Genomic DNA, 22,572 nt, shown 5'->3' on the forward strand with positions numbered 1-22,572 from the left:
ACGGCTTACATTTACGCTTAGATTTTTTAGGTATAAAAAATCTAAGGGAAAAGGATTTATAATTATATAATAAAAATTATTTTTTCCAATTACCTGCTGTAAGAGAGCAATAGCTCAAAGGTTTTTTTATTAAAATCCAATTTTTTAATCCAATAACCCACCATAGGTGAGCGGTAGCTCAAAAGTTTTTTATAAAATCAAAAATATTTAAATCAATACCCGCAGTAGCGTGTAAGGGCAATCTTCGAGTCTTCATTTCATTTGAAACTTTTTAGACAACCTATAAAACTAAAAAAATCCCCTTTGTATTACAAAGGGGATTTTTTATATAAGTTTTTATATAATTTTAGAATTTAAATTCAGATAGAGCATTATTTAATAAATCAACACTTGTTTGCAAATCAGAAGCTATTTCTGCTAAATTATCAGACATTGCCTGTATTTCATTGCTGGATTCTTTCATGTTTTGAACGTTTTCAAAATATCTATTAAGCGATTCATTTACATTGGCAAAAGCTTCTGCAATTGTTTGAGATGATGCATTTTGTTCTTCTGCTGAAGCAGCTAATGTTTGAGCCCTTTCTGAGAGAATAGATGTTTGTCCTAAAATTTTGTTTAGTTCGTCATTTAATACTGAAGAATTTTTTGTAACTTTTTCAACGGTATCTTTTACTGAAAAAATTTGTTTCGTTGATTTTTCAACATTTGTTTTTATAGACCCTAAAATACTGGAAATTTCATCAGTGGCTTTTCTTGTCTCTTCAGCTAATTTTCGTATTTCATCTGCAACAACAGCAAAACCTTTTCCAGCTTCACCAGCCCTTGCAGCTTCAATTGCTGCATTTAATGCTAATAAATTTGTTTGTTCTGCAATATTTGAAACTTGATCTATAACTTCTGTAATTTTTCCTGCATAATTTTCAAGTTCTTTTATTTCTTCAATGGTTTTTAATGTTTCTTTAGAAGCATTTGTTATAGCTTCTTCTAAAGAAAACATTACATTTTTACCTTCATTTGTTGCTTGTTCTAAAACACCTGCAACATTTGCAAGGTCAATTGCAGCATTTGCGACTTCATCAGTTGAACGAGATATCTCTTTAATAGAATCGGCTGTTCTATCAGTTTCTCTCTCCATTATTTTAGATTCTTCCGCCATCATATCAAAACCAGCTTTGAATTCTTCTATAATTGCGTTTGCTTCCTGAGCACTACCCGAAACATTATCTGAAGAAATTTTAATACCTTCCATACTTCGCTTTATAAAATCAAATGTTGGCCTTAATTTTTCTCCAACAAGATGGTACATTTTTTTTGCTATAATGCCAATTTCATCGTTTGATGTGATATTTGCCGAAACTGTTAAATCACCTTCTGCAATTTTTTCAAGATCTTTTAAAGGGGTAAGCGATTTTTTCAAAGCATAAAATGCATAAATACCTATTAAAAGATTAATAATAAATAAAGTTAATTGAATTTGTTTCATAAAAGAAACCTTTTTTTCCGATTCTTTTTGGAATAAAGTTACTCCTTTATTCATCTCAACAAGCAATGGAATATTATTTTCTAATATATATTTTAAAGAACTTTCATCATCATTTTTTAGAAATTTATCCATATGCGCATAAAATTCATCCCATAATGATTTTATTTTTTCAAGCTGAGCCTTAGCCTCAGGTTGTGCTGGTGGAACGTTTACCATTTTTTCCCATGCGAGATCAAAAGGAGCTTTTCCACCATCTTTTAATGCGTTTAAAGTAGTATCAAAGACCTTTATTGTATTTAATAAACTATCTTTTGTTTTTTGATCATTATATATATAATAAGTTAAAGCTTCTTTCGACATCCTTTGAGTTAACATTCTCTGTCTTCCTGCAAGATTTACAACTAAACCATCATCTTTTTGCATTTTAGTGATGGTAAAAGTTGAAATATATGTAATGAGAGATAATAAAACAAACAGAACTATTGGTATACCTAACTTCACATAAAGACTACTTTTTTTCATAAAAATTCCCCCTAACATTATTTTTTAGACAAACTTTTAAATTTTCGTATAACATTATTATAATATATTTTTTACATAAAATCAATATTATTTTTATTGTTATGAAATTTTTTACATTTTAATCTAAAGACACACATATCACACAAGGGCTTTTTTTTGCATATATTTTTAGAATGTTCAACTATTAAACCGTGAAAATTTTTGTATATTATCAAATCTTCAGGTAAATTTTTCTCAAAAAAATTTTTGTATACAATATAATTTTTCTTTATTTCAATACCAAATCTCGAAAACATTCTTATAGTATATGCATCAATTACAAAACTCAATTTGTTTAAAGAATATAGTAAAATGGAATCTGCAGTTTCATTTCCTATACCTTTAACAGAAAGAAGCTCTTTTCTTAATATTTTCACATTTTTTTTACTCAACAATTCAAATGAAAAATTATAAATTTTGAACCATTCTAATAGGTTTTTTAGATATTTTGCCTTAACTTTGTAAAAGCCAGATGGCTTTATTAATTCTTCTAATTTTTCAATATTTAAGTAATATAGTTTTTCTGGTGATAATAAATTTTGTGATTTAATATTTTTTAATGATTTTTCTACATTATTCCAGTTTGTATTTTGTGTTAATAGCGCTCCAATCATAATTTCAAATTTATTCTCTCCTGGCCACCAACCATCTGGTATAATATATATTTCTGATAGTTTATTATATATATTTATTAAATCAATATACATTGTTCGGTGGAACATCTCCTTTTAATGCAGCTATAACATTTTCTGCAACCATTTCAGCCATTTTATTTCGTGTTTCGAATGTTGCACTACCAGTATGAGGCGTTAATACAACATTATCCAAATCTAAAAGTTCTTGTGGAATATGTGGTTCTTCTTCATATACATCTAATCCAGCACCGGCGATTTTTCTTTCTTTTAAGTATTTTATTAAAACTTTTTCATTTATAACAGGACCTCTTGCAGTATTTATAATAATTGCATTGGGCTTCATTAGTGAAAATTCTTTTTCATCAAGTAAATGATGAGTTTCATCGGTTAATGGTGTATGTAATGATATGAAATCAGATTTTTTCATCAATTCTTCTAAAGGAGCAAATTTAACACCTAATTCTTTTTCTTCTAATTCATTTAATTTATTTCTTTTGTAATATAAGATATTCATTTCAAACCCTTTAGCCCTTTTTGCCATTTCTTTTCCAATTCTCCCCATCCCAATTATACCAAGAGTTTTTCCTTTAATATCATAACCCAAAAATAATTTAGGTCTCCAACCTACAAATTCCCCATTTCTAACAAACTTATCACTTTCAACAATTTTTCTTGCAACGGCAAATAATAATGCCCAGGCTAAATCAGCAGTAGCATCACTTAAAACACCTGGTGTGTTTGTTACATAAATTCCAGCTTTTTTAGCAGATTCAACATCAATATTATTATATCCAACAGCATAATTGGAAATAATTTTTAAATTACCATTTTTTCCAGTGCGAATTACTTCTTCATCTATTCTATCGCTTAATAAAGTTATTAAAGCATCATATTCTTTTGCCAGATTAACAATTTCTTCATGAGATAACGTTTCGTTTTTTCTGTTAATCCATACTTCAAATCCTGCGTTAATTAATTTTTTTTCTGCTATTTCAGGAATTTCATAAGTAAAAGCGATTTTTGCCATAAATTCACCTCCAGATTTTTTTTTATTCCTATGTAATTATAACAAAAAAACCGGCCTTTTTTAAAGCCGGTATAATGGTGCCGAGAGTGGGACTTGAACCCACACGAGGTTTCACCCTCAGTGGATTTTGAGTCCACCGCGTCTGCCAATTCCGCCATCTCGGCAAAACCAGAATTATTATACCATTAAAATTTAAATTAGTCAAGAGATTTTTTGAAATTTAATTATTATTCAATATAAATTTTAACAATATCTCCGTCTTCAGAATTAACATCAATTATATTTTCACCTTCAAATTCATCAAAGTTAATATTCTCCAATGCTTCCATAATCTGGTCAATTTGTTCCTTACTCATATTGGCTCCTTGCTGAGCAAGACTTAATGGTATCATTGCTTTTGCCATTTTTATTAATCCCAACGGAATTTTGACATTGACCTTATCTCCGTTTGAAGAGTTAACTTTAATCACTAATTTTCTTTTTTGAGTTGAATTGCTTTTTGTGTTTTTGGTGTCATAAAATGTTTCTATTAGTTCTGCTGCTTCTTCAATTTCTACAGTTCCGTTTTTAACCATGTTTAAAATTCTTATCAATTCTTCTTTCATTATTTTACCCCCTTTAATAATTTTAATTTTTCAATTGCATCTTTTGGACTTATTAATCCTTTTTCTAAATCATCGATAATCTTCTTTTTTTCAAGATTTGTATTATCCTGCTTTATATCTGTATTTATTTCTTCAGTTGAAACATATCCTAAGTCAGATAAGAGCTTATTAAATTTGTTTAAAGTAGTTGGATAAGATATTTTTAATACTTCCGAAACTTTTGATAAGTTTCCTCTATTTAACAAATAAAGCCTCAAAAATTCAACATTTTCACTACTCAAAGAGGCAAATTCATTCATCTCAAAAATACCTTCTAATTTAGAGTTGCATTTTGAACATCGTAAAACTTCTATATGCATTTTTTCTCCACAAATTGGGCAAATTGTAAGTGCTTTATACATATTATCACCTCTTTAACAAACTATTATAATTATCACTTGATTTTAAAAATAATATATTTTACTTTTTTAAGCAACGTATATTTTTATCTTTGTTTTTCCTTCATCTGTTTCTACATCTATAAATTCACCATAAAATTCCGAAAGATAATCAATCGCTTCAATAATCATGTTTATGATTATATTAAAATCAAAATCTATTTTTATTCCTTTTTTTGAAAAATTCGATTTTAAAGCTTCTTTTAAAAATGGTTTTAGAGTATATAATATCGGTTTCATAGAAATTAAGATTCCTAACGGAAAAACCAATTTAACGTTTGTATCAACAGAATTTACATTAATTACAAATTTTGTTCCTATGGGATATTTTATTTTTTCTGCAATTATATGTGCTGCTGTTTCAGGGGCATTTTCTTTTATTAATTTAATAATTGATTTTTCTAAAATTTTTTTCTGCATTTTTTTCCGTTTAAAAGCAGAATAATAAGTATAAAGTATATATGTACCTAAACCAATAAAAAAGAATGCCCAAAAATATTTCGCTCCCAGAAAAATCAATACTACTCCATAAAATAATAAGATAATGGCTCCCACCATACAAATCACCTCCTCATATATGATATTATAAAATATTTTTTATATTTTGTCAAGTATTATTTTATATTTTCTCATATATTATATATATTATTTTATATTTTACTTTTATATTTTATAAAATAGAATATTTATTTTTCGGTTTTTCTTTTTTTATATTTTGTGTTATAATACTTTTTGACTAATCATTGGAGGGCAAATATGAAAAATCTAAACATTTTCTTTACTATACTTATTATTTTAATTATCAACAGTCGTTTTTTTGCATTAAACATACTTACTTCTATAAAACCTTTAGAACTTATTGTTAGAGAAATTTCTCCAGAAGCTAATATAATAAACCTATTCAATTCATCTGAAGATTTTAAAAATGCAACTTTTGATGAAAATATATATAGTAATATGGATTTAATTATACTTTTAAATAATGAAATATCTTTTAAAAATGATTCCAATAAAATTGTTTTATCTGAAGGTGTATTATATTATCCTTATCAAAAAAATCCTTTTTTATGGTCAGACCCATTGTATACAGTTGTTATAGCTTATAAAATAGAGAAAAAGATGGAAAGTTTAGATCCGAAAAATGCTATTAAATATAGAGATAATTTATTACGTTTTACTCAAAAGTTAGTTGAACTGTCTGACTACGTTTCAAAAATCGCAAAAGATTCTAAAATTAAAATTATAGATATGAATAATCTTTTGATCCATTTTTACAACAGATATAACATTAACTATTATTTATACAGCGATGATATTACAATAACCAGACAGGATGTATTAATTTCAAGTATTAAATATAATAACTCCACATTTAATAATCTTAAAAATAAAAAAATTTCAATTGATATTTTTTTATCCGGGTATAATACTATTATAGAATTTTATAAAAATATAATAGATGAGATTTTTGATGATGAATAATTATTATAGATAATTATATTGGACAGTCATTGGCTGTCCATTTTTAATTGGAGGAATGAAAGTGCATGATGTGATAATTATTGGCGGAGGACCGGCAGGATTATTTTGTGCAGCAAATATAAATGATAAAGATGTTCTTATTTTAGAGAAAAATGAAAAAGTTGCAAAAAAATTATTGGTATCCGGCGGAGGAAAATGTAATTTTACCAATATCAATCCTGTTAATGAATTGATATCTCATTATGGAGATAAAAAAAATTTTGTAAAAAAAACTCTGTACAATTATTCAAATGAAGATTTACTTAAAGAGGTCGATTTTGAATATATAATTACGGATGAAGGTAAAGTCTTTCCAAAAACAATGAATTCTCGAACGGTTTTAAACTGGATTTTGAAAAAAATAAAAGATAAAGGTAAAATTGAAGTAAAAACAAATTTGAAAGTAATAAATATCGAAAGAAGAGAAGATAAATTTTATATTAAAACAAATAAAGGGACTTTTTTATCTAAAATTCTGGTTATTTCAACTGGTGGAAAATCTTATCCAGCACTAGGCACAACAGGAGACGGCTTTAATTTTGCAAAACGATTTGGACACAATATAATAACTCCAAAACCCGCATTAACACCTATAATAATAAAGGACTATTTATTTTCTGATTTATCTGGAAGTTCTATGGAAATCATGCTTAAGATAAATAAAAAACTTTTTAAAGGAACACTATTGTTTACACATAAAGGTTTTTCAGGGCCTGTAATTTTAAATTCTTCAAGATATTTGAAAAATGGAAAAAAAATAAAAATATCTTTTGTCGACTTTAAAAACGAAGATCTTTTTAGAATTGACTTTTTAAATGTTTTGGATAATAATAAAAATAAAAGTCTTTATGATATTTTAAGACAAAAATATAATTTGACAAAAAGATTTGTAGCAATTATGTTTAAAACTTTGAAGTTTGATAAAAGTAAAAAATGCAATTCTATAAATAAAAATGAACGAAATAAAATAATAAATTATTTATATAATCATGAATTTTTTATTGAAAAGCTGGGTGGTTTTGATGTTGCGATGGTGACTGCTGGTGGTGTTGATACAAAAGAAATAAATTCAAAAACAATGGAATCAAAACTTATAAGAAATCTTTATTTTATCGGAGAAGTTCTTGATGTCGATGGGGATAGTGGCGGTTATAATATTCAATGGGCTTTATCTTCAGCAAAATCCGCTGCTGATAATATAAACATTTTTTAAATTAGTTCCTTTATTAAAAGCAGCAAGAACTCTTCTTTTTAGAGGTATATCAGATCCATATAGTATTGATAAAACATGGATGATTAGTACTGGAGCAAAAATAGGACCTTTTGGTATTATTGATATGGTTGGTATGGATACTGTATATAATATCGCTTTAAGAAATGGTAAAATTAATAATGATGAAGAGTCACTGAAAATGGCTGAATACTGTAAAAAAAATTATATTGATAAAGGTAAAAAGGGAATTAAAACCGGAGAAGGATTTTATAAGTATCCAAATCCTGCTTATCAAAATCCAGAATTTTTATCTGCTAATAAAGAATAAAGCATGTTTTTTTTGATTTTTTGATAAAATTGTAGTGTGGAAAAATAATAAATAAAATAGCCTGGAATTTTTTCAGGCTATTTTTAAAAGTTTTATAACACTTTTTTCCCTTCTATATAAACACTTTCTGCTTTTGCTTTTATGTCAAACGGGTGATAATTCCAGATTACAATATCTGCGTCTTTTCCTGGTTCTAATGATCCTACTCTATTGTCAATTCTCAATATTTTTGCCGGATTTATTGTAAGCATTTTTAATAAGTCTTCTTCTTTTGCTCCGTATCTCATTCCTAATGCAGCCTGAACATTTGCGTGTTCTAAATGCAATACGGGATGATCACACATTAATCCTGCAAGGATTCCCTTTTCATTTATTATTCTTAACGCTTCAAAAGACATATCCTTTAATTCTAATTTCGTTCTGAACCCAAATAATGGTCCCAATACAAGAGGAATGTTTTTTTCTTTTATGTAATCCACTACTTTATACGCTTCAGTTGCATGTTCTATTACAAGGTCAAATCCAAATTCTTCAGATAATCTTATGGCTGTTAATATGTCATCTGCTCTGTGCGCGTGAATTCTAGCTGGAATTTCTCTTTTTAACACTTTTTCGCCAATCTCCATTTTTAAATCAAATTCGTTAAAATCTTCTTTTTCTTTCTTTTTCATATAATTTTTTACTTTTAAGAAGTATTCTCTTATTACTGCCACACTCCCTAATCTCGTTGCTGGCAATTTGTTTTGGGAACCATATACTCTTTTTGGATTTTCACCCATTGCCATTTTTAAACCTGCTGGTTCTTTTATAACCATTTCGTCTACTATTTTTGATTTAAATTTTAAAATTGCTCCCTGTCCTCCTATTGGATTAGCACTGCCAGGAACAACCATTACTGTAGTAACTCCACCTTCTAATGCTCTTTTTATCGCAGCATCTTCAGGATAAAAAGCATCTATTACTCTAACTTGTGCAGTATTTGGATCTGTCATTTCATTACCATCTTGATAGCTCATACCAACGCCTTCTTCAAATACACCAATGTGAGAATGTGCATCTACAAATCCTGGAAATATATACTTCCCTTCAATATCTATTATTTTATCTGCCTGTGTTTTTATATTTTCACCAAGCTCTTTTATTTTCCCATCTTCAATTAATAAATCACCCTTAAATGGTTTTGATGTAATTGGATAAATATTAGCACTTTTAAAAAGAATTTTCATATGATCCCCTCCTGTTTGAATTTTTATTATTTAAATTATATCATAAAATGATTCGTAAAGCAAATTAAATTTATACAAAATCTTAACATTTTCATCTAAGTTTTTCTAATATTGATTTTGGAATTTCTCTACTTAATTTGTCACATATACATACATATTGTATTTATTTATATTATATGATACAATATATCGTGTTAAATTTGATTTTTGGAGGTGGGGTTTTGTGAATTTGATTTATAATTATATTAATAACAGCGATTGGAAAGTTAGAGAAAATTCAAATATGCAGTACTCTTTACAGGGTTTAAACAATCATATTCATCAGGAAATTACAAAACAATTTTGGTTAAATGAAGTTTATGATAAGCATAATAAGAAGATAAGTGAATACCATAATAATGGATTTATGCATATACATGATCTTGGTGCTTTATCTGCATATTGTGTCGGATGGGATTTAGAAGAATTATTAAGAAAAGGATTTAATGGTGTTTCTGGAAAAGTTGCTTCTGGACCAGCAAGACATTTTAGGACAGCATTAGGGCAAATAGTTAACTTCTTATATACAATGCAAGGTGAGGCGGCTGGTGCTGTAGCATTTTCAAATTTTGATACACTTTTAGCTCCGTTTATAAGATATGATAATTTAAATTATGAACAAGTTAAACAAGCAATACAGGAATTCATATTTAATATGAATGTTCCAACAAGAGTAGGGTTTCAATCACCATTTAGTAATATTACTATGGATTTAACTGTGCCTTCAACACATAAAGATAAACATGTTATTATTGGCGGTAAAGAAAAAGAAGAGACGTATAGTGAATTTCAAAAAGAAATGGATATATTAAATAAAGCGTTTATAGAAGTAATGCTAGAAGGAGATTATGATGGAAGGCCATTTTCATTTCCAATTCCTACATATAATATAACAAAGGATTTTAACTGGGACAGCGAAGTGGCGACAATGATTATGACTATGACAATGAAATACGGAACACCATATTTTGCAAATTATGTAAATTCCGATATGAATCCCGAAGATGCTCGTTCAATGTGTTGCAGGTTAAAATTAGATAACAGACAGGTATTAGAACACATGCAACAGCTCTCATTTGGTTTTGTTAATGAAGATAAAAAAGAGAATGAAAATACAGAAATAAAAAGAAGAGGCGGGTTATTTGGTTCTAATCCATTAACAGGTTCTGTAGGAGTAGTTACTATTAATATGCCGAGATTAATGTATTTGTCAAATGGTAATAAAAATAAATTTTACTCAATGTTAGATGAAGTGATGGATTTAGCAAAAGAGAGTCTGGAAATAAAAAGAATATATGTTGAAGAATGGACAAAACAAGGATTGTATCCATATACAAAGGTTTATTTAGATAGTGTTTATAAACTAACAGGTCAATACTGGGCAAATCATTTTTCGACTATTGGATTTGTTGGAATGCATGAAGGGTTATTGAATTTTGGTATTGAAAATGGCATTGCGAGTACAGAAGGTAAAGAGTTTGCTCAAGAAGTAATGGATTATATGCTTAAAAAATTAAATAAGTTTAATAAGGAAACTGGAAATTTATATAACTTAGAAGCATCGCCAGCTGAAGGGACCACATATAGATTAGCAAGAATAGATAAAAATGAGTTTGGTGAAGATATAAAACAATCTGGTTCAAATGAAAAACCATATTATACAAATTCAGTTCACCCGCCAGTAAATTATTTTGAAGATCCGTTTGATTTATTAGAACATCAAGAAGGATTACAGAACAAATGGACAGGTGGTACAGTAGTTCATATTTTTGTAGGAGAAAAAATTACAGATACAGAAGCTTTAAAAGAATTTATTAAATTTAGTTTTGAAAATTATTCTTTACCATATATGAGCATAACACCGACATTTTCTATTTGTCCTGAACATGGATATATAGCAGGAGAGCATTTTAAATGTCCGCATTGCGGAAAGGATACAGAAGTATATTCAAGGGTTGTAGGATATTACAGACCAGTTCAAAATTGGAATGATGGAAAGCAGCAGGAGTATATAGATAGAATTCAATTTAGAATTAATAGTGAGGTTTTGAGGAGCTGATAATATTATGGTATTAGCTGGAATAAGAACATTTAGTTTTGTTGATTATCCTAAACATATATCGGCAGTAGTATATACTGGCGGTTGCAATTTCAGATGCAAATGGTGTCATAATTGGAAAATAGCATATTCAAATGATTATAATTCAATTTCTGAAGGAAAGATTATTGAAAAATTATCCATGTTAAGAAAGAGATTAAATGCTGTGTGCGTTACTGGTGGAGAGCCAACAATACATAATGATTTGCCAAATTTTATTACTAAAATAAAGGATCTTGGTTATTTAGTAAAATTAGATACTAATGGAACAGATCCTGAAATTGTAGAAGAATTAATAAGTAAAAATCTAATTGATTATGTTGCCATGGATGTAAAAGCTAAATTAGAGAATTATTGTAAATTGATAAACGTTCAAGAAAATTATTGGAATACAATTTCCAGAACGATAAATATACTGAGAAGCTCAAATATAGATTATGAATTTAGAATGACATATGTTCCAAATCTTTCAACAGAAGAAGATATAGAATTTTTTGAAGAGCTCTTAAAAGAAGATGAAAAGGGATATGTAACAATAGCAAATTCAACAGAGATTTTTAAAATTAAAAACAATAAGAAAATCGAATTAAAAAAATCAATTTTAAGATAAGGTCCGCTATGCGGACTTTTTTTATTTTTTATGGTAAAATATAATAAATCATATTCTGGAGGAATAATATGGAAAAGATTTTTGTGATAGTTAATCCCAATTCAGCAGGTTCTAATACAAAAGAAATATGGCCGGATATCAAAGCATATCTTAAAAAAGCAGAGTTTAGTTTCAAATATGCATTTACTAAAGGTAAAATGCACGCAAAAGATTTAACTATTGAGGCTATAAAAGAAGGGTTTTGCAATATTATTTGTGTCGGTGGAGATGGAACATTCAATGAAATTGTAAATGGTGTTTTTTCCCAGAATTTTAAAAATCCAGAAGACATTGTTGTTGGAATTATTCCATCTGGTACAGGAAATGATTGGGGGAAAACCGTGGGAATACCTGATAACTATATTCAAGCAATTGATGTTTTAAAAAGAAAACGTATTTTTGTGCAGGACGTTGGAAGAGTTGAGTATTATAGAAATGATGAAAAACTGGAAAGATTTTTTGTCAATATTGCAGGTATGTTTTTTGATGCTGAAGTTACAAGAAATGCCAATAAGTCAAAGGAGAAAAATAAAGGAGGTTCATTTTCTTATTTATTAAACCTTCTTACAACATTATTTAAATATAATTCTCAAAGTGCTGAAATAACAATTGATAATTATTCTTTCAAAGAAATGATTTTCACTATGGCTGTTGGTATTTGTAAATATAGTGGTGGTGGAATGAAAATCCTTCCACACGCAATACCAGATGACGGATTTTTTGATATTACACTGGTTAAGGATGTTCCGAAATTATTAGTTATTAAAAATATTAAGAAAATTTTTGATGGAAGCTTTGTAAAATTAAAATGGGTAAAACAATTTAAAGCTAAAAAAGTTGAAATAAAGTCTAAGGAAAAAATTTATTTAGAAGTAGATGGAGAGAGTTTAGGTCATTCGCCATTTAAATTTATAATTTTAAAAAAAGTATTAAATGTTTTTGGAGGTGAATAAAATGGTTCCAACTTTTGTAAATGCATTAGCCGTTATAATAGGAAGTTTATTAGGACTTGCTGCTAAAAAAGGGATACCCGATAGACTAAAAACCATTCTTTTTTATGCTGTGGGGCTAACTACTTTAGGAATTGGCATAAATATGTCAATGTCAGCAAATAATTTTTTAATTGTTTTAGGTTCTATGGCATTAGGTGGGTTAACTGGAGAGTTATTAAATATTGAAGGTTTTTTAAAAAGAATTGGAGATTCAATGCAAGAAGGAGATTTTTCTACCGGATTTGTTATGTCTTCGATTTTGTTTTTGGTTGGTCCTTTAACTATTATTGGATCCATTAATGCTGGATTAACAAATGATGGAACTTTAATTTATACAAAATCATTGTTAGATGGAATTTCTTCCACAGTATTATCATCAATATACGGATTAGGAGTGATGATTTCTGCTGGTTCAGTTCTTGTGATTCAGGGAAGCATAGTTTTATTGGCCTCACAATTATCTTTTTTAACAGATAAAATATATTTAAATGATTTAGTTGCAGTTGGTGGTATAATGGTATTAGGAATAGGATTAAAAATTCTTGAAATAAAAGATACTAAAGTTGGTAATTTTTTACCTGCATTGATTATCGCACCTATTTTGGTTTGGATAGTTTCATTTTTTTAATAGAATGAGAGGTGAAAAAATGAAGTTAATTAAAGATATAGAAAACATTTATGATGAAGCAAAACCGTTGGTCGAAAAAAGATGGGATGAATTTGTTTCTTTAGGAAAAAATGGAAGTGAAGAAGAGTTATTTTCTGAACTCTCTTTTTGTGTTTTAACTGCTAATTGGAGTGCAAAAGGTGGAATAAAAGCACAAAAAGAAATTGGAATAAATGGTTTTACCGAACTAGAAACAGATGAATTGGAATATGCATTGCGAAAAGTTGGACATCGTTTTCCAAAAGCAAGAGCTCAGTATATAATTTCTAATAGATGGATTATTGGAACCATAAGACATTTATTTGTTTTGCCTTATTATCAAATAAGAGAATTTTTGGTGAAAAATATTAAGGGAATTGGCTGGAAAGAATCCAGTCATTTTTTAAGAAATGTTGGTTATGGTGAAGTTGCTATATTAGATAAACATATTCTCCGACTTATGTTAGAAAATGAATTGGTAGATTCTATTCCAAAAGGATGGACAAAAAATAAATATTTAGAATACGAAAAAAGACTAAAGATTTTAGAAGAGCATTTTAATGAACCAATTGGAAAATTGGATTTATATTTATGGTATCTGGTAAAAAAAAGTGTTGATAAATAGGGAAATTATAATCACTTTTTTGTGAAAATATTGATTACTGAATATTTTGTATCTAAAAGAATTATCTTAAATAATTTTTATATTAATTAAAATTTAAGTAGAATCTCTTTTGAGATTCTACTTAGACTTATATATATTTTTTAATATCTTTTATGTCTATATTTCCAATTAAACTTCCTCTATTTTTTCCTCCGCCACCTTTTAATTGTGGGTAATCTTTTCTTATATTGTTTATTAATTCCTTACAATCAATTTTGCCAGAAGAAATTTCCAGACGATTATCTTTTTTTACTATATATAAAACTTCATCCATGGGCAAAAATTTTGGTAAAAAATTTACAAAATCTTCTTTAGTTTCTAAATAAATAAACTTTATATTATTTATTTTTTCTGCTTTTGAAAAAATATCTTTAGCTATTAATTCAGCATATTTTTCATTAATTTTTTCATATTTTGATTTGTATTCTTTCATTTTTTTTAGAGTTTCTTCTACTCTTAGTGGAGTATCTTCAACTTTTGCCGTTAATAAATTCGAGATATTCTTTGTAATTTTTATTTTTTCATCATAATCATTTATAGCTCTAAAACCAGCTAAAAAATATAATCTTGTCAAATTTCCTTTTACCTTTTCTTTCGAAATAATTTTTACTAAACCTATTTCTCCTGTATTTTTAACATGAAAACCTCCACATGGGTTAATGTCAAAATCACCTATTTTAATTAATCTTATATCTCCCTGTACTTTATCACTTAAACCTTTTCTTAAATTATATTTTGAGATTTCATCTTTTGTAGTAAATATTTCTTCAACATTTAAACATTTTTGAATTATTTCATTTGATAAATTTTCAGCTTCTTTTTCAATATTTTCTGGTAAGTTTGGAATTTCTAAATCTATAGTTGTATACTCTTCTGCCATTCTAAAACCGACCGTATCTAAATCCGCTATTTGTTCAAAAGCTGCTGAAAGTATATGTTGTGCTGTGTGTTGCTGAGATATATCTTTTCTTCTTTTTTCATCAATTTCAAAATTATATTCCCCCACTTCAATCTTTTTATCAATTAAATGGTAGTATTTTCCATTTTTAAATTCAACAAATAAAATATTTGCGTTTCCAATTTTTCCTCTATCACCAAGCTGTCCGCCTTTTCCATCAGGGTAAAATGGAGATTCTTCAGAAATTGCATATATTTTCTTTTTTTCTTCAACTATTTCTGTAATCTTTATCATTTAAAAATACCCCCTTATAATATCAATTTTTTTCCATTTTCTCTAAACCATTTTCGGCTTTCAATATAATCATCACAATATTTTTCAACATAATTCCAAAAAGATTTTTGATGATGTTTATATATAATATGTGCTAATTCATGAACTATTATGTAGTCAAATTTTCTTTTTGGCGCCATAATTATTTTATAATTAAAACTCAAATTATTTTTTCCAGAGCAACTACCCCAACGTGTTTTTTGATCTCTTATATATACTTTTCCATAATTTAAACTCATCAATTTAGAATAATATTTTAATCTTTCATTTATTATTTTCTTTGCCTGCTTTTTATACCATTTAATAATCATGTTTCTCTTTAATTCATAATTATCAAAAAAATCTTTTTTTAAAGATATGTATATAAAATTATCTTGAATACCAACACCATAATTACCTTCAAAAATCATTAATTTATAATTTTTTCCCAGAAATAAAAATTCTTCACCTGTTTCATAATTTCTTTTTGTTATTGGGTTTTCTTTAAATTGCATTATTTTTGAAATGATCCAACTTCTTTTATCAAAAACAAATTTTTTCACTTCGAAATCTGATAACCATTTAGGTGCTTTAACTAAAACTTCTCCAGTTTCATCAATTATGATTGAGAGCGTTTTTCTTTTTGATTTAATTATTTTATAATCTATATCAAAATATTCCGTTTTCAATATATATTGATTTTTCATAAGAGCCACCTCTAATATATATTCAGTGAGAATTATAACATATTAATACTTTTTTTACAAACTCTTATTTCTAATGCATTTTATATCCAGAAATTTTACAATGATTTGATAAAATTATAATAAGTATTATATTGATATTTGAGGAGGAAGTAAAATGCTTGAATTAAAAAACATAAGTTTTAAAACTGGCTCGAGAAAGATACTTGAAGACATTTCTTATAAGTTCGAAAAAGGTAAAATTTATGCTGTTTTAGGAAATAATGGAGTTGGCAAATCAACATTAGCGAGAATAATCATGGGATTGGATGGATATATTAGGAAACATGGTGGTTTAATAATTTTTAACGGTGAAGATATCACAAATCTTAATATAACAGAAAGAGCAAAGCGTGGAATAACAATGGCATGGCAAGAACCTGTAAGATATGAAGGATTAGGAGTCAGAGAACATTTAACTTTAGGTAAGAGAATAAACTTAAGTGATTCTGAACTAATTGAAATATTGAATTTAGTAGGATTAAATCCCTTTTATTTACATAGAAAAGTAGATAAAACTCTCTCAGGTGGAGAAAGAAAAAGAATTGAATTGGCTTCATTAATTATTTTAAAACCTAAATTTGCAATTTTTGATGAACCAGATTCTGGTATTGATATGATGTCAAATATTATGATTGAAAGGATATTTAAAATAATAACTGCAAATGGTGGAACTGTTTTGAGTATAACTCATAGAGAAGAAATAGCTGAAATTGCTGATGAAGCTTTCCTTATTTGTTCTGGAAAAATAAAAGCTGAAGGTGATCCTAAAAAAGTTTCTGAAGTTTACAAATCCACATGTGATAACTGCGCTCATATAAATGTTCCAGTTGAATTCACAGAAGACGAGGTGAAATTATGAATATAGAAAAAAACTATGCAAAAGAATTTGAAATGATTGAAAAAGCATATGAGCAAGCTGGTGGTGATATTAGCAATTTATTAAGCAAAGACATAGTATCTATAATTATAAGCGGAGATAGAATACTTGGTAAAAATACAGTTGATGGTATAACTATAAATGTTAAAAGTGCAGAAAATGGAAAAGTTGAATATGAAATGATAATAGAAGATAATTTAAAACTTGATAAACCCATACACATGTGTGTTGGTTTTCTAAAAAAGCAGGGAGAACAATATATAAAATCCACATATAAAATTGGCAAAAATTGCGACATAAAATTTTTATCACATTGTTCATTTCCGTTTGGTAAAATTCATCATAAAATGGAATCAGAAATGTATATTGATGAAAATTCAGTTGTATTTATGGAAGATGAACATTTTCATAATGAAAAAGATGGAATATTCTTAGAAACATATTATTATACGAAAGTTTCAAAAAACTCTGTTTTTGATAGTAGATTTAAATTAACAAAATCAAGAGCAGGTAATTTGAAAATTCACATGACGGTTGATTTAGATGAAGATGCAAAAGCGCTATTAGAATCAAAGGTCTGGGGAAAAAATGATGATAAAATTGAAATAAAAGAAATAGTAAATTTAAATGGTGAAAAATCTTCTGGAATTGCAAAAACGTATGTTTTTGCTCAAGACTCAACAAATGCAGAAGTTATCAATGAAGCTTATGGTAATGCGCCTTATTCAAAAGGACATATTGAATGTACGGAAATTAGCAAAGGTTCAAATGTTCATGTAAGTACCATTCCAATTTTGAGAGTAAATAATGATTTAGCAGAATTAACTCATGAAGCTTCTGTAGGAAGGGTTAATCCACAGCAATTAGAAACATTAATGGCAAAAGGACTAACGGAAGATGAAGCGACAGAACTAATAATTAAAGGTATTCTAAAATAAAAACCCGTATGGGTTTTTATTTTTATATTTTTTTAACATGAAAATAGATAAAAATTATCTTATTTTGTGTTATAATAATTATGACAAAACTACTCGTATTTGGAGGGAGAGATAATGAAAATAATAATAAATGCTATTTTAGATTTTTTAAATATATTTATTTACTTAAATCAAGATTTAAATGAATATTTAAAGAAAGATCCTGCTTCAAAGTATAAATTAGGTGTAATACTTTTTAATACTGCTTTTCATGGATTGATATTTTATAGAATTTATCATTATTTTTATAAATATAAAATATATCCTTTATCTTATTTTTTATATATGATAAGTAAAATTTTATATTCAATGGACATACATCCGGCAGCTAAATTGGAACCAGGAATAGTTATAGATCATGGATTGGGAATTGTAATAGGTTCTACTGCAACTGTTGGCGAAGGGACTCTCATATATCATCAGGTAACTTTAGGAGCAAAACACATAAAAAAAGGAAAAAGACATCCAGATATTGGAAAAAACGTTATTTTGGGTACCGGTGCAAAAATTTTGGGTGATATTGTTGTTGGAAATAATGCTGTTGTAGCTGCAAATTCTGTTGTTTTAGAGAATGTTCCTTCTAATTGCCTTGTTGCAGGTATTCCGGCTAAAGTAAAAACTTTTGAATATAGTCAAAATAATATATATGAAATTAATCACAATTATGATTTTGTTATATGAATATAAAATTGAAATTATTATAATTTTCTGATATAATAAGTATGATATTACGATGTCCAAAAAGTAAAGTCGCTCAAACCTTGATTGTTAATCCTCAAAAATAGCTCATTCTCGCCGGTCGTATCAGACTCACATCCGTGTTCGGCTTCACTCAATTTTGCATCCGTGCAAAATTGACCGGCTTCATTCGCTATTTTTTCGGACAATCTGCGAGTTTTCGCTTGCTTTACTAATTGGACACCCTAAGTATGATATCAGAAAAGTTGGTGGAACAATGTCATATTTAACTTATTTGTCTTATAATTATGAAAAAATCATAAAAGAATTGATAAATCATCTGGAAATTATAGGAACCGCATTGCCTTTTGCAATATTTATTGGGGTCGGATTGGGGTTACTTATTTCAAAACATAAGAAAATTTCTAAAATAGTATTGTATATTGCAGGTATCTTAATGACAATACCTAGTCCTGCGTTATTTGGAATAATGGTTATACTTCTCGCACCTTTTAAGTTAGGCTTAGGAAGACCTCCTGCTATTATTGCTTTAGTAATTTATTCACTTCTTCCAATGATTAGAAATACTTTAGTTGCAATTCATACTTTAGATAAAGGTATTATTGAATCTGCCCGTGGAATGGGTATGACAGAACTACAAATTCTATTTAAAATCAAAATCCCCTTATCCCTTCCAATAATAATGTCTGGCATTAGAAATTCTGTGGTTATGGGTGTAGGTGTTGCTACAATTGGTTATTATATAGCAGCTGGAGGTTTAGGATATTTTATTTTTGCAGGTTTAAGTAGAGGAAGATATGAAATGATAATTACTGGAGTAATGCTATTGGCTATTTTAGGAATTGGATTAAATTATTTACTCCTGAAAATTGAAAATTTACTTACACCAAGAGGGTTGAAACTAGAAATAAAGTAATTTATGGGGGAATAAAATGTCAATAGAATTAATTAATGTTTCTAAAAAATATAGTAATAAGTATGTTGTTAAAGATTTAAGCTTGAAAGTTGAAGATGGTGAAATCACCATTTTAATAGGACCATCAGGTTGTGGAAAAACTACAACATTAAAACTTATTAATAGATTAATTGAAAGAACAACTGGAGATATTTTATTTGACGGAAAATCTATTGATAATATTGATAAAATCCAATTAAGGCGAAGTATTGGTTACGTGATACAAGAAATAGGTTTATTTCCACATTATACAGTTTATGAAAATATTGCTGTAGTTCCTAAATTATTAAATTGGAATAAGGAAAAGATCAACGAAAGAGTCGAAGAATTACTTGAATTGGTAAATTTAGATTATGAGTCTGTAATTAATAAGTATCCATTAGAATTATCAGGTGGTCAAAGACAGAGAGTTGGTGTTGCAAGGGCTTTAGCTGCTAATCCAAAAATACTTTTAATGGATGAACCTTTTGGGGCTATAGATCCTATAAATAGAGAAATTCTTCAAGATGTTTTTTTGAATATTCAAAATAAGTTGAAAAAAACCATTGTTTTTGTCACACATGATATTAGGGAAGCTATTAAATTAGGAGATAAAATAGCCATTCTCAATAATGGTGCTTTAGTTCAATACGATAAAACTATAAATATAATAAAAAAACCGAAAAATGATTTTGTTAAAAATTTACTTGGTTCAAATGCTGAGCTTAATTTTTTAGAATTTGTAAAAGCTTATAAAATGATAGACAATAATTTTAAAACAATAAGAAATATTAATGAAATAGATGATTTAAATAAAGATTGCTATGTTTTATTTAATGATAAATATGAAGGATTTTTAACAAAAAATGACTTGAGAAATAAAAAGAAAAAATTAAGGTGTGAATTCATTGATTATAATTCAAATGTATTGGAAGGGTTAAATATAATGTTTAAAAATAATATCCATTGCCTGCCTGTTTTAAAAGACGGAAAAATAATTGGAGTACTGAATTACGATTCTATTTTTTCGGAGGAATAAAATGTATATATTTTCATATTTAATATATAATCTGGATGTTATTGTACAAAGAACCTTTGAACATATAATTATATTTCTATTATCTTGGCTATTATCAGCTATTATTGGTGTTTATATAGGAATTTTTATAACAAGGCAAAATAGAAAAAAATATACCAATTTAGCTTTAACTATAACAGGAGTAACACAATCAATACCGAGTGTGGCGGTTATAGCTCTTATTTTTTTATTTATGGGAATTGGCAAATTAACAGCTATTACAGCATTATTTTTGTATGGTTTGGTTCCTATAATTTTTAACACTACGTCTGGTTTAATAAGTATTAATCATAAAATTATTGAAGTTGCAAAAGGTATGGGAATGGATGAAAAAGAAACCTTAAAAAAGGTGGAGATACCAATAGCCTTGCCTGCAATCTTTTCAGGATTAAGAAACTCTGCTGTTATAAATATTGCAACTGCTACAGTTGCTTCAGTAATTGGCGGTGGAGGTTTGGGGGTTGTTATTTTTACTGGTCTTTCACATTATAATGCGCCAATGATTTTCGCAGGTGTTTTACCAGTTTCAATTTTAGCCATAGGCGTAGATATAATTTTAGGTTTTTTTGAGAAAAAATTTGTTTCTAAAGGATTAATAAATGAATTTTAAGGGGGAATTGTTATGAAAAAAATTTTTATCGTATTGTTAATTTTAGTTTTAAGCTTTAATTTATTTGCAGCAAAAACAATTGTTGTTGGTTCAAAGATGTTTACTGAAGGCTATTTAATAGCTAATATGGTTTCGTTGCTTTTAAAAAATGCAGGATTTAAAGTAGATGAACAATTTGGGTTAACTTCTTTTCCCTTGAGAGCAGCAATTGAAAATGGGCAAATAGATATTTATTCTGAGTATACCGGTACAGCATGGGCGGCATATTTCAAACATACAGAGAACATTTATGATCCTTATGAATTATTTAAAGCAGTAGGAAAAGAAGATTATGAAAAAAATAAAATTGTTTGGATAAATATGATACCTTTTAATGATACTTATGCGATGGCTGTGAAAAGTAAATTTGCTGAAGAAAATAATATAAGAACATTATCAGATTTATCAAAGTTTGTTAATGCAGGTAATAAAGTTATTTTTGGTGTAAATCCAGAATTTTACGAACGGGCTGATGGCTTTTTTGCAATGGCAAAGTCCTATAATATGAACGTCCCAAAAAAGTATGTAAAAACAATGGAAGCAGGTTTGACTTATGAGGCATTAGCAAATAAAAAAATCGATGTTGCTATGGTTTATTCAACGGACGCAAAATTATTAAAATATAATTTAGTAGTATTAAAGGATGATAAAAACTTTTTCCCATTATATAATCCTGCTATCTTAGTCAGGGAAGAAGTTTTAAATAAATACCCTGAAATAAAAGAAATATTAAAACCTTTAACTTTATACTTAAATGAAAATATAATTATTAGACTCAATTATCTTGTTGATGTAAAAGGCTACGAACCTGAAATAGTTGCAAAAAATTTCTTAAAAGGACTAGGATTGATTAAATAGGAGGATTCTATGGAAGAATTTGTAGAAATTTTAGGAACATTAAATATATTTTTTTTAGGGTTTAATTTATCTTTATTTTTTGTCAGAAGAATATATAAATATTTTATAACTGAAAAACAATCAAAAATAGCAAAATTAATTTTATTTATAATGAAAATATTAAAAAAATATCATAAAATCTCCGGAATATTATTAATTGTTGTTGGAATAACGCATGGCTATTTGGCTTTAAATGGAAATTTATATTTACATACAGGATTGATTTTATGGATAGGTATAATTTTTATGTTTTTAATTTATACATTGGGTAAAATAAATATTTTTAAAAATACATGGATTAAATGGCATAGATATATAGGGATTGCTTTAATTATTTTATTAATTATTCATTTGGTTGATCCATGGCTATTATAGGAGGAG

24 protein-coding genes, 1 tRNA gene and 1 pseudogene are annotated in these 22,572 nt (G+C 27.6%); 16 read left to right on the forward strand and 10 right to left on the reverse strand.

Going from position 1 to position 22,572, the window contains the following annotated elements:
• Positions 1 to 346 precede the first annotated feature (346 nt).
• From XO12_RS00105 to XO12_RS00135, 7 genes are all read right to left on the reverse strand, one after another.
• Positions 347 to 2,005, reverse strand: coding sequence for a methyl-accepting chemotaxis protein (locus XO12_RS00105; protein WP_175419498.1), 1,659 nt, complete (start codon positions 2,003 to 2,005; stop codon positions 347 to 349).
• 71 nt (positions 2,006 to 2,076) lie between these two features.
• On the reverse strand, positions 2,077 to 2,751 hold the full coding sequence (locus XO12_RS00110; RefSeq protein ID WP_084822581.1) for an endonuclease III domain-containing protein: 675 nt from the start codon (positions 2,749 to 2,751) through the stop codon (positions 2,077 to 2,079).
• Positions 2,741 to 3,706, reverse strand: coding sequence for a D-glycerate dehydrogenase (locus tag XO12_RS00115; protein ID WP_047264934.1), 966 nt, complete (start codon positions 3,704 to 3,706; stop codon positions 2,741 to 2,743). Before XO12_RS00115 ends, XO12_RS00110 begins: the two co-directional genes overlap by 11 nt.
• A 75-nt stretch (positions 3,707 to 3,781) precedes the next feature.
• Positions 3,782 to 3,870: transfer RNA gene (locus XO12_RS00120), tRNA-Leu, on the reverse strand.
• Positions 3,871 to 3,933: 63 nt separating this feature from the next.
• Entirely contained in the window at positions 3,934 to 4,311 is a 378-nt protein-coding gene (locus XO12_RS00125; protein ID WP_047264933.1) for a hypothetical protein, read from the reverse strand.
• Complete coding sequence (locus tag XO12_RS00130) at positions 4,311 to 4,712, reverse strand: DUF2089 domain-containing protein (RefSeq protein WP_047264932.1); 402 nt, start codon at positions 4,710 to 4,712, stop codon at positions 4,311 to 4,313. The genes XO12_RS00125 and XO12_RS00130 overlap by 1 nt, the downstream gene beginning before the upstream one ends.
• Positions 4,713 to 4,778: 66 nt before the next feature.
• Positions 4,779 to 5,306, reverse strand: coding sequence for a hypothetical protein (locus XO12_RS00135; RefSeq protein WP_047264931.1), 528 nt, complete (start codon positions 5,304 to 5,306; stop codon positions 4,779 to 4,781).
• Positions 5,307 to 5,504: 198 nt separating this feature from the next.
• Between XO12_RS00135 and XO12_RS00140 the strand changes: the two genes are divergently transcribed.
• From XO12_RS00140 to XO12_RS00150, 3 genes and pseudogenes are all read left to right on the forward strand, one after another.
• The gene (locus XO12_RS00140) at positions 5,505 to 6,230 is read left to right on the forward strand and encodes a metal ABC transporter solute-binding protein, Zn/Mn family (protein WP_047264930.1); all 726 of its coding nucleotides are present in this window, start codon (positions 5,505 to 5,507) and stop codon (positions 6,228 to 6,230) included.
• Between the two features lie 61 nt (positions 6,231 to 6,291).
• On the forward strand, positions 6,292 to 7,482 hold the full coding sequence (locus tag XO12_RS00145) for an NAD(P)/FAD-dependent oxidoreductase (RefSeq protein WP_175419499.1): 1,191 nt from the start codon (positions 6,292 to 6,294) through the stop codon (positions 7,480 to 7,482).
• 13 nt (positions 7,483 to 7,495) lie between these two features.
• Positions 7,496 to 7,810: pseudogene (locus XO12_RS00150) on the forward strand (3-hydroxyacyl-CoA dehydrogenase family protein); the annotation flags it as partial.
• A 92-nt stretch (positions 7,811 to 7,902) separates the two neighbouring features.
• Here the strand turns inward: XO12_RS00150 and XO12_RS00155 are convergent.
• Positions 7,903 to 9,036: an amidohydrolase gene (locus XO12_RS00155; protein WP_175419500.1), complete on the reverse strand. Its 1,134-nt coding sequence runs from the start codon at positions 9,034 to 9,036 to the stop codon at positions 7,903 to 7,905.
• A gap of 223 nt (positions 9,037 to 9,259) precedes the next feature.
• Between XO12_RS00155 and XO12_RS00160 the strand changes: the two genes are divergently transcribed.
• From XO12_RS00160 to XO12_RS00180, 5 genes are all read left to right on the forward strand, one after another.
• Positions 9,260 to 11,134 carry a ribonucleoside triphosphate reductase gene (locus XO12_RS00160; protein WP_047264926.1) on the forward strand — a complete coding sequence of 625 codons (1,875 nt, stop codon included), beginning with the start codon at positions 9,260 to 9,262 and terminating at the stop codon, positions 11,132 to 11,134.
• 7 nt (positions 11,135 to 11,141) lie between these two features.
• Positions 11,142 to 11,783 carry an anaerobic ribonucleoside-triphosphate reductase activating protein gene (locus XO12_RS00165; protein WP_047264925.1) on the forward strand — a complete coding sequence of 214 codons (642 nt, stop codon included), beginning with the start codon at positions 11,142 to 11,144 and terminating at the stop codon, positions 11,781 to 11,783.
• A gap of 68 nt (positions 11,784 to 11,851) precedes the next feature.
• Positions 11,852 to 12,775: a diacylglycerol kinase family protein gene (locus tag XO12_RS00170; protein WP_052913107.1), complete on the forward strand. Its 924-nt coding sequence runs from the start codon at positions 11,852 to 11,854 to the stop codon at positions 12,773 to 12,775.
• A 1-nt stretch (position 12,776) separates the two neighbouring features.
• Positions 12,777 to 13,442 (forward strand): DUF554 domain-containing protein, encoded by a 666-nt coding sequence (locus tag XO12_RS00175; protein ID WP_047264924.1) that lies wholly within the window; start codon positions 12,777 to 12,779, stop codon positions 13,440 to 13,442.
• Between the two features lie 19 nt (positions 13,443 to 13,461).
• Positions 13,462 to 14,085: an N-glycosylase/DNA lyase gene (locus XO12_RS00180; RefSeq protein ID WP_175419501.1), complete on the forward strand. Its 624-nt coding sequence runs from the start codon at positions 13,462 to 13,464 to the stop codon at positions 14,083 to 14,085.
• A 127-nt stretch (positions 14,086 to 14,212) separates the two neighbouring features.
• Here XO12_RS00180 and XO12_RS00185 read toward each other — a convergent pair whose 3' ends face one another.
• Both XO12_RS00185 and XO12_RS00190 read right to left on the reverse strand, forming a co-directional pair.
• The gene (locus XO12_RS00185) at positions 14,213 to 15,316 is read right to left on the reverse strand and encodes an alanyl-tRNA editing protein (protein ID WP_047264922.1); all 1,104 of its coding nucleotides are present in this window, start codon (positions 15,314 to 15,316) and stop codon (positions 14,213 to 14,215) included.
• A 14-nt stretch (positions 15,317 to 15,330) separates the two neighbouring features.
• Positions 15,331 to 16,041, reverse strand: coding sequence for a M48 family metallopeptidase (locus tag XO12_RS00190; protein ID WP_047264921.1), 711 nt, complete (start codon positions 16,039 to 16,041; stop codon positions 15,331 to 15,333).
• Positions 16,042 to 16,195: 154 nt separating this feature from the next.
• Here XO12_RS00190 and XO12_RS00195 point away from each other — a divergent pair, with 154 nt between their 5' ends.
• The 8 genes from XO12_RS00195 (at position 16,196) to XO12_RS00230 (ending at position 22,566) form a co-directional block, all read left to right on the forward strand.
• The gene (locus tag XO12_RS00195; RefSeq protein ID WP_175419502.1) at positions 16,196 to 16,939 is read left to right on the forward strand and encodes an ATP-binding cassette domain-containing protein; all 744 of its coding nucleotides are present in this window, start codon (positions 16,196 to 16,198) and stop codon (positions 16,937 to 16,939) included.
• On the forward strand, positions 16,936 to 17,895 hold the full coding sequence (locus XO12_RS00200; RefSeq protein ID WP_047264919.1) for a SufD family Fe-S cluster assembly protein: 960 nt from the start codon (positions 16,936 to 16,938) through the stop codon (positions 17,893 to 17,895). The genes XO12_RS00195 and XO12_RS00200 overlap by 4 nt, the downstream gene beginning before the upstream one ends.
• A 114-nt stretch (positions 17,896 to 18,009) precedes the next feature.
• Positions 18,010 to 18,615, forward strand: a complete 606-nt coding sequence (gene epsC / locus XO12_RS00205; RefSeq protein WP_047264918.1) for a serine O-acetyltransferase EpsC — start codon at positions 18,010 to 18,012, stop codon at positions 18,613 to 18,615.
• A gap of 274 nt (positions 18,616 to 18,889) precedes the next feature.
• Positions 18,890 to 19,549 carry an ABC transporter permease gene (locus XO12_RS00210; RefSeq protein ID WP_047264917.1) on the forward strand — a complete coding sequence of 220 codons (660 nt, stop codon included), beginning with the start codon at positions 18,890 to 18,892 and terminating at the stop codon, positions 19,547 to 19,549.
• A 16-nt stretch (positions 19,550 to 19,565) separates the two neighbouring features.
• Positions 19,566 to 20,606: an ABC transporter ATP-binding protein gene (locus tag XO12_RS00215; RefSeq protein ID WP_047264916.1), complete on the forward strand. Its 1,041-nt coding sequence runs from the start codon at positions 19,566 to 19,568 to the stop codon at positions 20,604 to 20,606.
• A gap of 1 nt (position 20,607) precedes the next feature.
• The gene (locus XO12_RS00220; protein WP_047264915.1) at positions 20,608 to 21,255 is read left to right on the forward strand and encodes an ABC transporter permease; all 648 of its coding nucleotides are present in this window, start codon (positions 20,608 to 20,610) and stop codon (positions 21,253 to 21,255) included.
• Positions 21,256 to 21,267: 12 nt separating this feature from the next.
• Positions 21,268 to 22,152 carry a glycine betaine ABC transporter substrate-binding protein gene (locus XO12_RS00225; RefSeq protein WP_047264914.1) on the forward strand — a complete coding sequence of 295 codons (885 nt, stop codon included), beginning with the start codon at positions 21,268 to 21,270 and terminating at the stop codon, positions 22,150 to 22,152.
• Positions 22,153 to 22,161: 9 nt separating this feature from the next.
• Positions 22,162 to 22,566 (forward strand): hypothetical protein, encoded by a 405-nt coding sequence (locus XO12_RS00230; protein ID WP_047264913.1) that lies wholly within the window; start codon positions 22,162 to 22,164, stop codon positions 22,564 to 22,566.
• Positions 22,567 to 22,572: the final 6 nt, after the last annotated feature.

The organism is Marinitoga sp. 1154, assembly GCF_013363285.1.
Classification (GTDB): Bacteria; Thermotogota; Thermotogae; order Petrotogales; family Petrotogaceae; genus Marinitoga.

Bases quoted from the DNA above. Each gene is read 5' to 3' on its own strand.
- XO12_RS00185 (WP_047264922.1), bottom strand. From the start codon at position 15,316: ATGATAAAGATTACAGAAATAGTTGAAGAAAAAAAGAAAATATATGCA.
- XO12_RS00195 (WP_175419502.1), top strand. From the start codon at position 16,196: ATGCTTGAATTAAAAAACATAAGTTTTAAAACTGGCTCGAGAAAGATA.
- XO12_RS00220 (WP_047264915.1), top strand. From the start codon at position 20,608: ATGTATATATTTTCATATTTAATATATAATCTGGATGTTATTGTACAA.
- XO12_RS00190 (WP_047264921.1), bottom strand. From the start codon at position 16,041: ATGAAAAATCAATATATATTGAAAACGGAATATTTTGATATAGATTAT.
- XO12_RS00165 (WP_047264925.1), top strand. From the start codon at position 11,142: ATGGTATTAGCTGGAATAAGAACATTTAGTTTTGTTGATTATCCTAAA.
- XO12_RS00105 (WP_175419498.1), bottom strand. From the start codon at position 2,005: ATGAAAAAAAGTAGTCTTTATGTGAAGTTAGGTATACCAATAGTTCTG.
- XO12_RS00125 (WP_047264933.1), bottom strand. From the start codon at position 4,311: ATGAAAGAAGAATTGATAAGAATTTTAAACATGGTTAAAAACGGAACT.
- XO12_RS00210 (WP_047264917.1), top strand. From the start codon at position 18,890: ATGTCATATTTAACTTATTTGTCTTATAATTATGAAAAAATCATAAAA.
- XO12_RS00130 (WP_047264932.1), bottom strand. From the start codon at position 4,712: ATGTATAAAGCACTTACAATTTGCCCAATTTGTGGAGAAAAAATGCAT.
- XO12_RS00175 (WP_047264924.1), top strand. From the start codon at position 12,777: ATGGTTCCAACTTTTGTAAATGCATTAGCCGTTATAATAGGAAGTTTA.
- XO12_RS00110 (WP_084822581.1), bottom strand. From the start codon at position 2,751: ATGTATATTGATTTAATAAATATATATAATAAACTATCAGAAATATAT.
- XO12_RS00230 (WP_047264913.1), top strand. From the start codon at position 22,162: ATGGAAGAATTTGTAGAAATTTTAGGAACATTAAATATATTTTTTTTA.
- XO12_RS00135 (WP_047264931.1), bottom strand. From the start codon at position 5,306: ATGGTGGGAGCCATTATCTTATTATTTTATGGAGTAGTATTGATTTTT.
- XO12_RS00215 (WP_047264916.1), top strand. From the start codon at position 19,566: ATGTCAATAGAATTAATTAATGTTTCTAAAAAATATAGTAATAAGTAT.
- XO12_RS00115 (WP_047264934.1), bottom strand. From the start codon at position 3,706: ATGGCAAAAATCGCTTTTACTTATGAAATTCCTGAAATAGCAGAAAAA.
- XO12_RS00170 (WP_052913107.1), top strand. From the start codon at position 11,852: ATGGAAAAGATTTTTGTGATAGTTAATCCCAATTCAGCAGGTTCTAAT.
- XO12_RS00140 (WP_047264930.1), top strand. From the start codon at position 5,505: ATGAAAAATCTAAACATTTTCTTTACTATACTTATTATTTTAATTATC.
- XO12_RS00225 (WP_047264914.1), top strand. From the start codon at position 21,268: ATGAAAAAAATTTTTATCGTATTGTTAATTTTAGTTTTAAGCTTTAAT.
- epsC (WP_047264918.1), top strand. From the start codon at position 18,010: ATGAAAATAATAATAAATGCTATTTTAGATTTTTTAAATATATTTATT.
- XO12_RS00200 (WP_047264919.1), top strand. From the start codon at position 16,936: ATGAATATAGAAAAAAACTATGCAAAAGAATTTGAAATGATTGAAAAA.
- XO12_RS00180 (WP_175419501.1), top strand. From the start codon at position 13,462: ATGAAGTTAATTAAAGATATAGAAAACATTTATGATGAAGCAAAACCG.
- XO12_RS00155 (WP_175419500.1), bottom strand. From the start codon at position 9,036: ATGAAAATTCTTTTTAAAAGTGCTAATATTTATCCAATTACATCAAAA.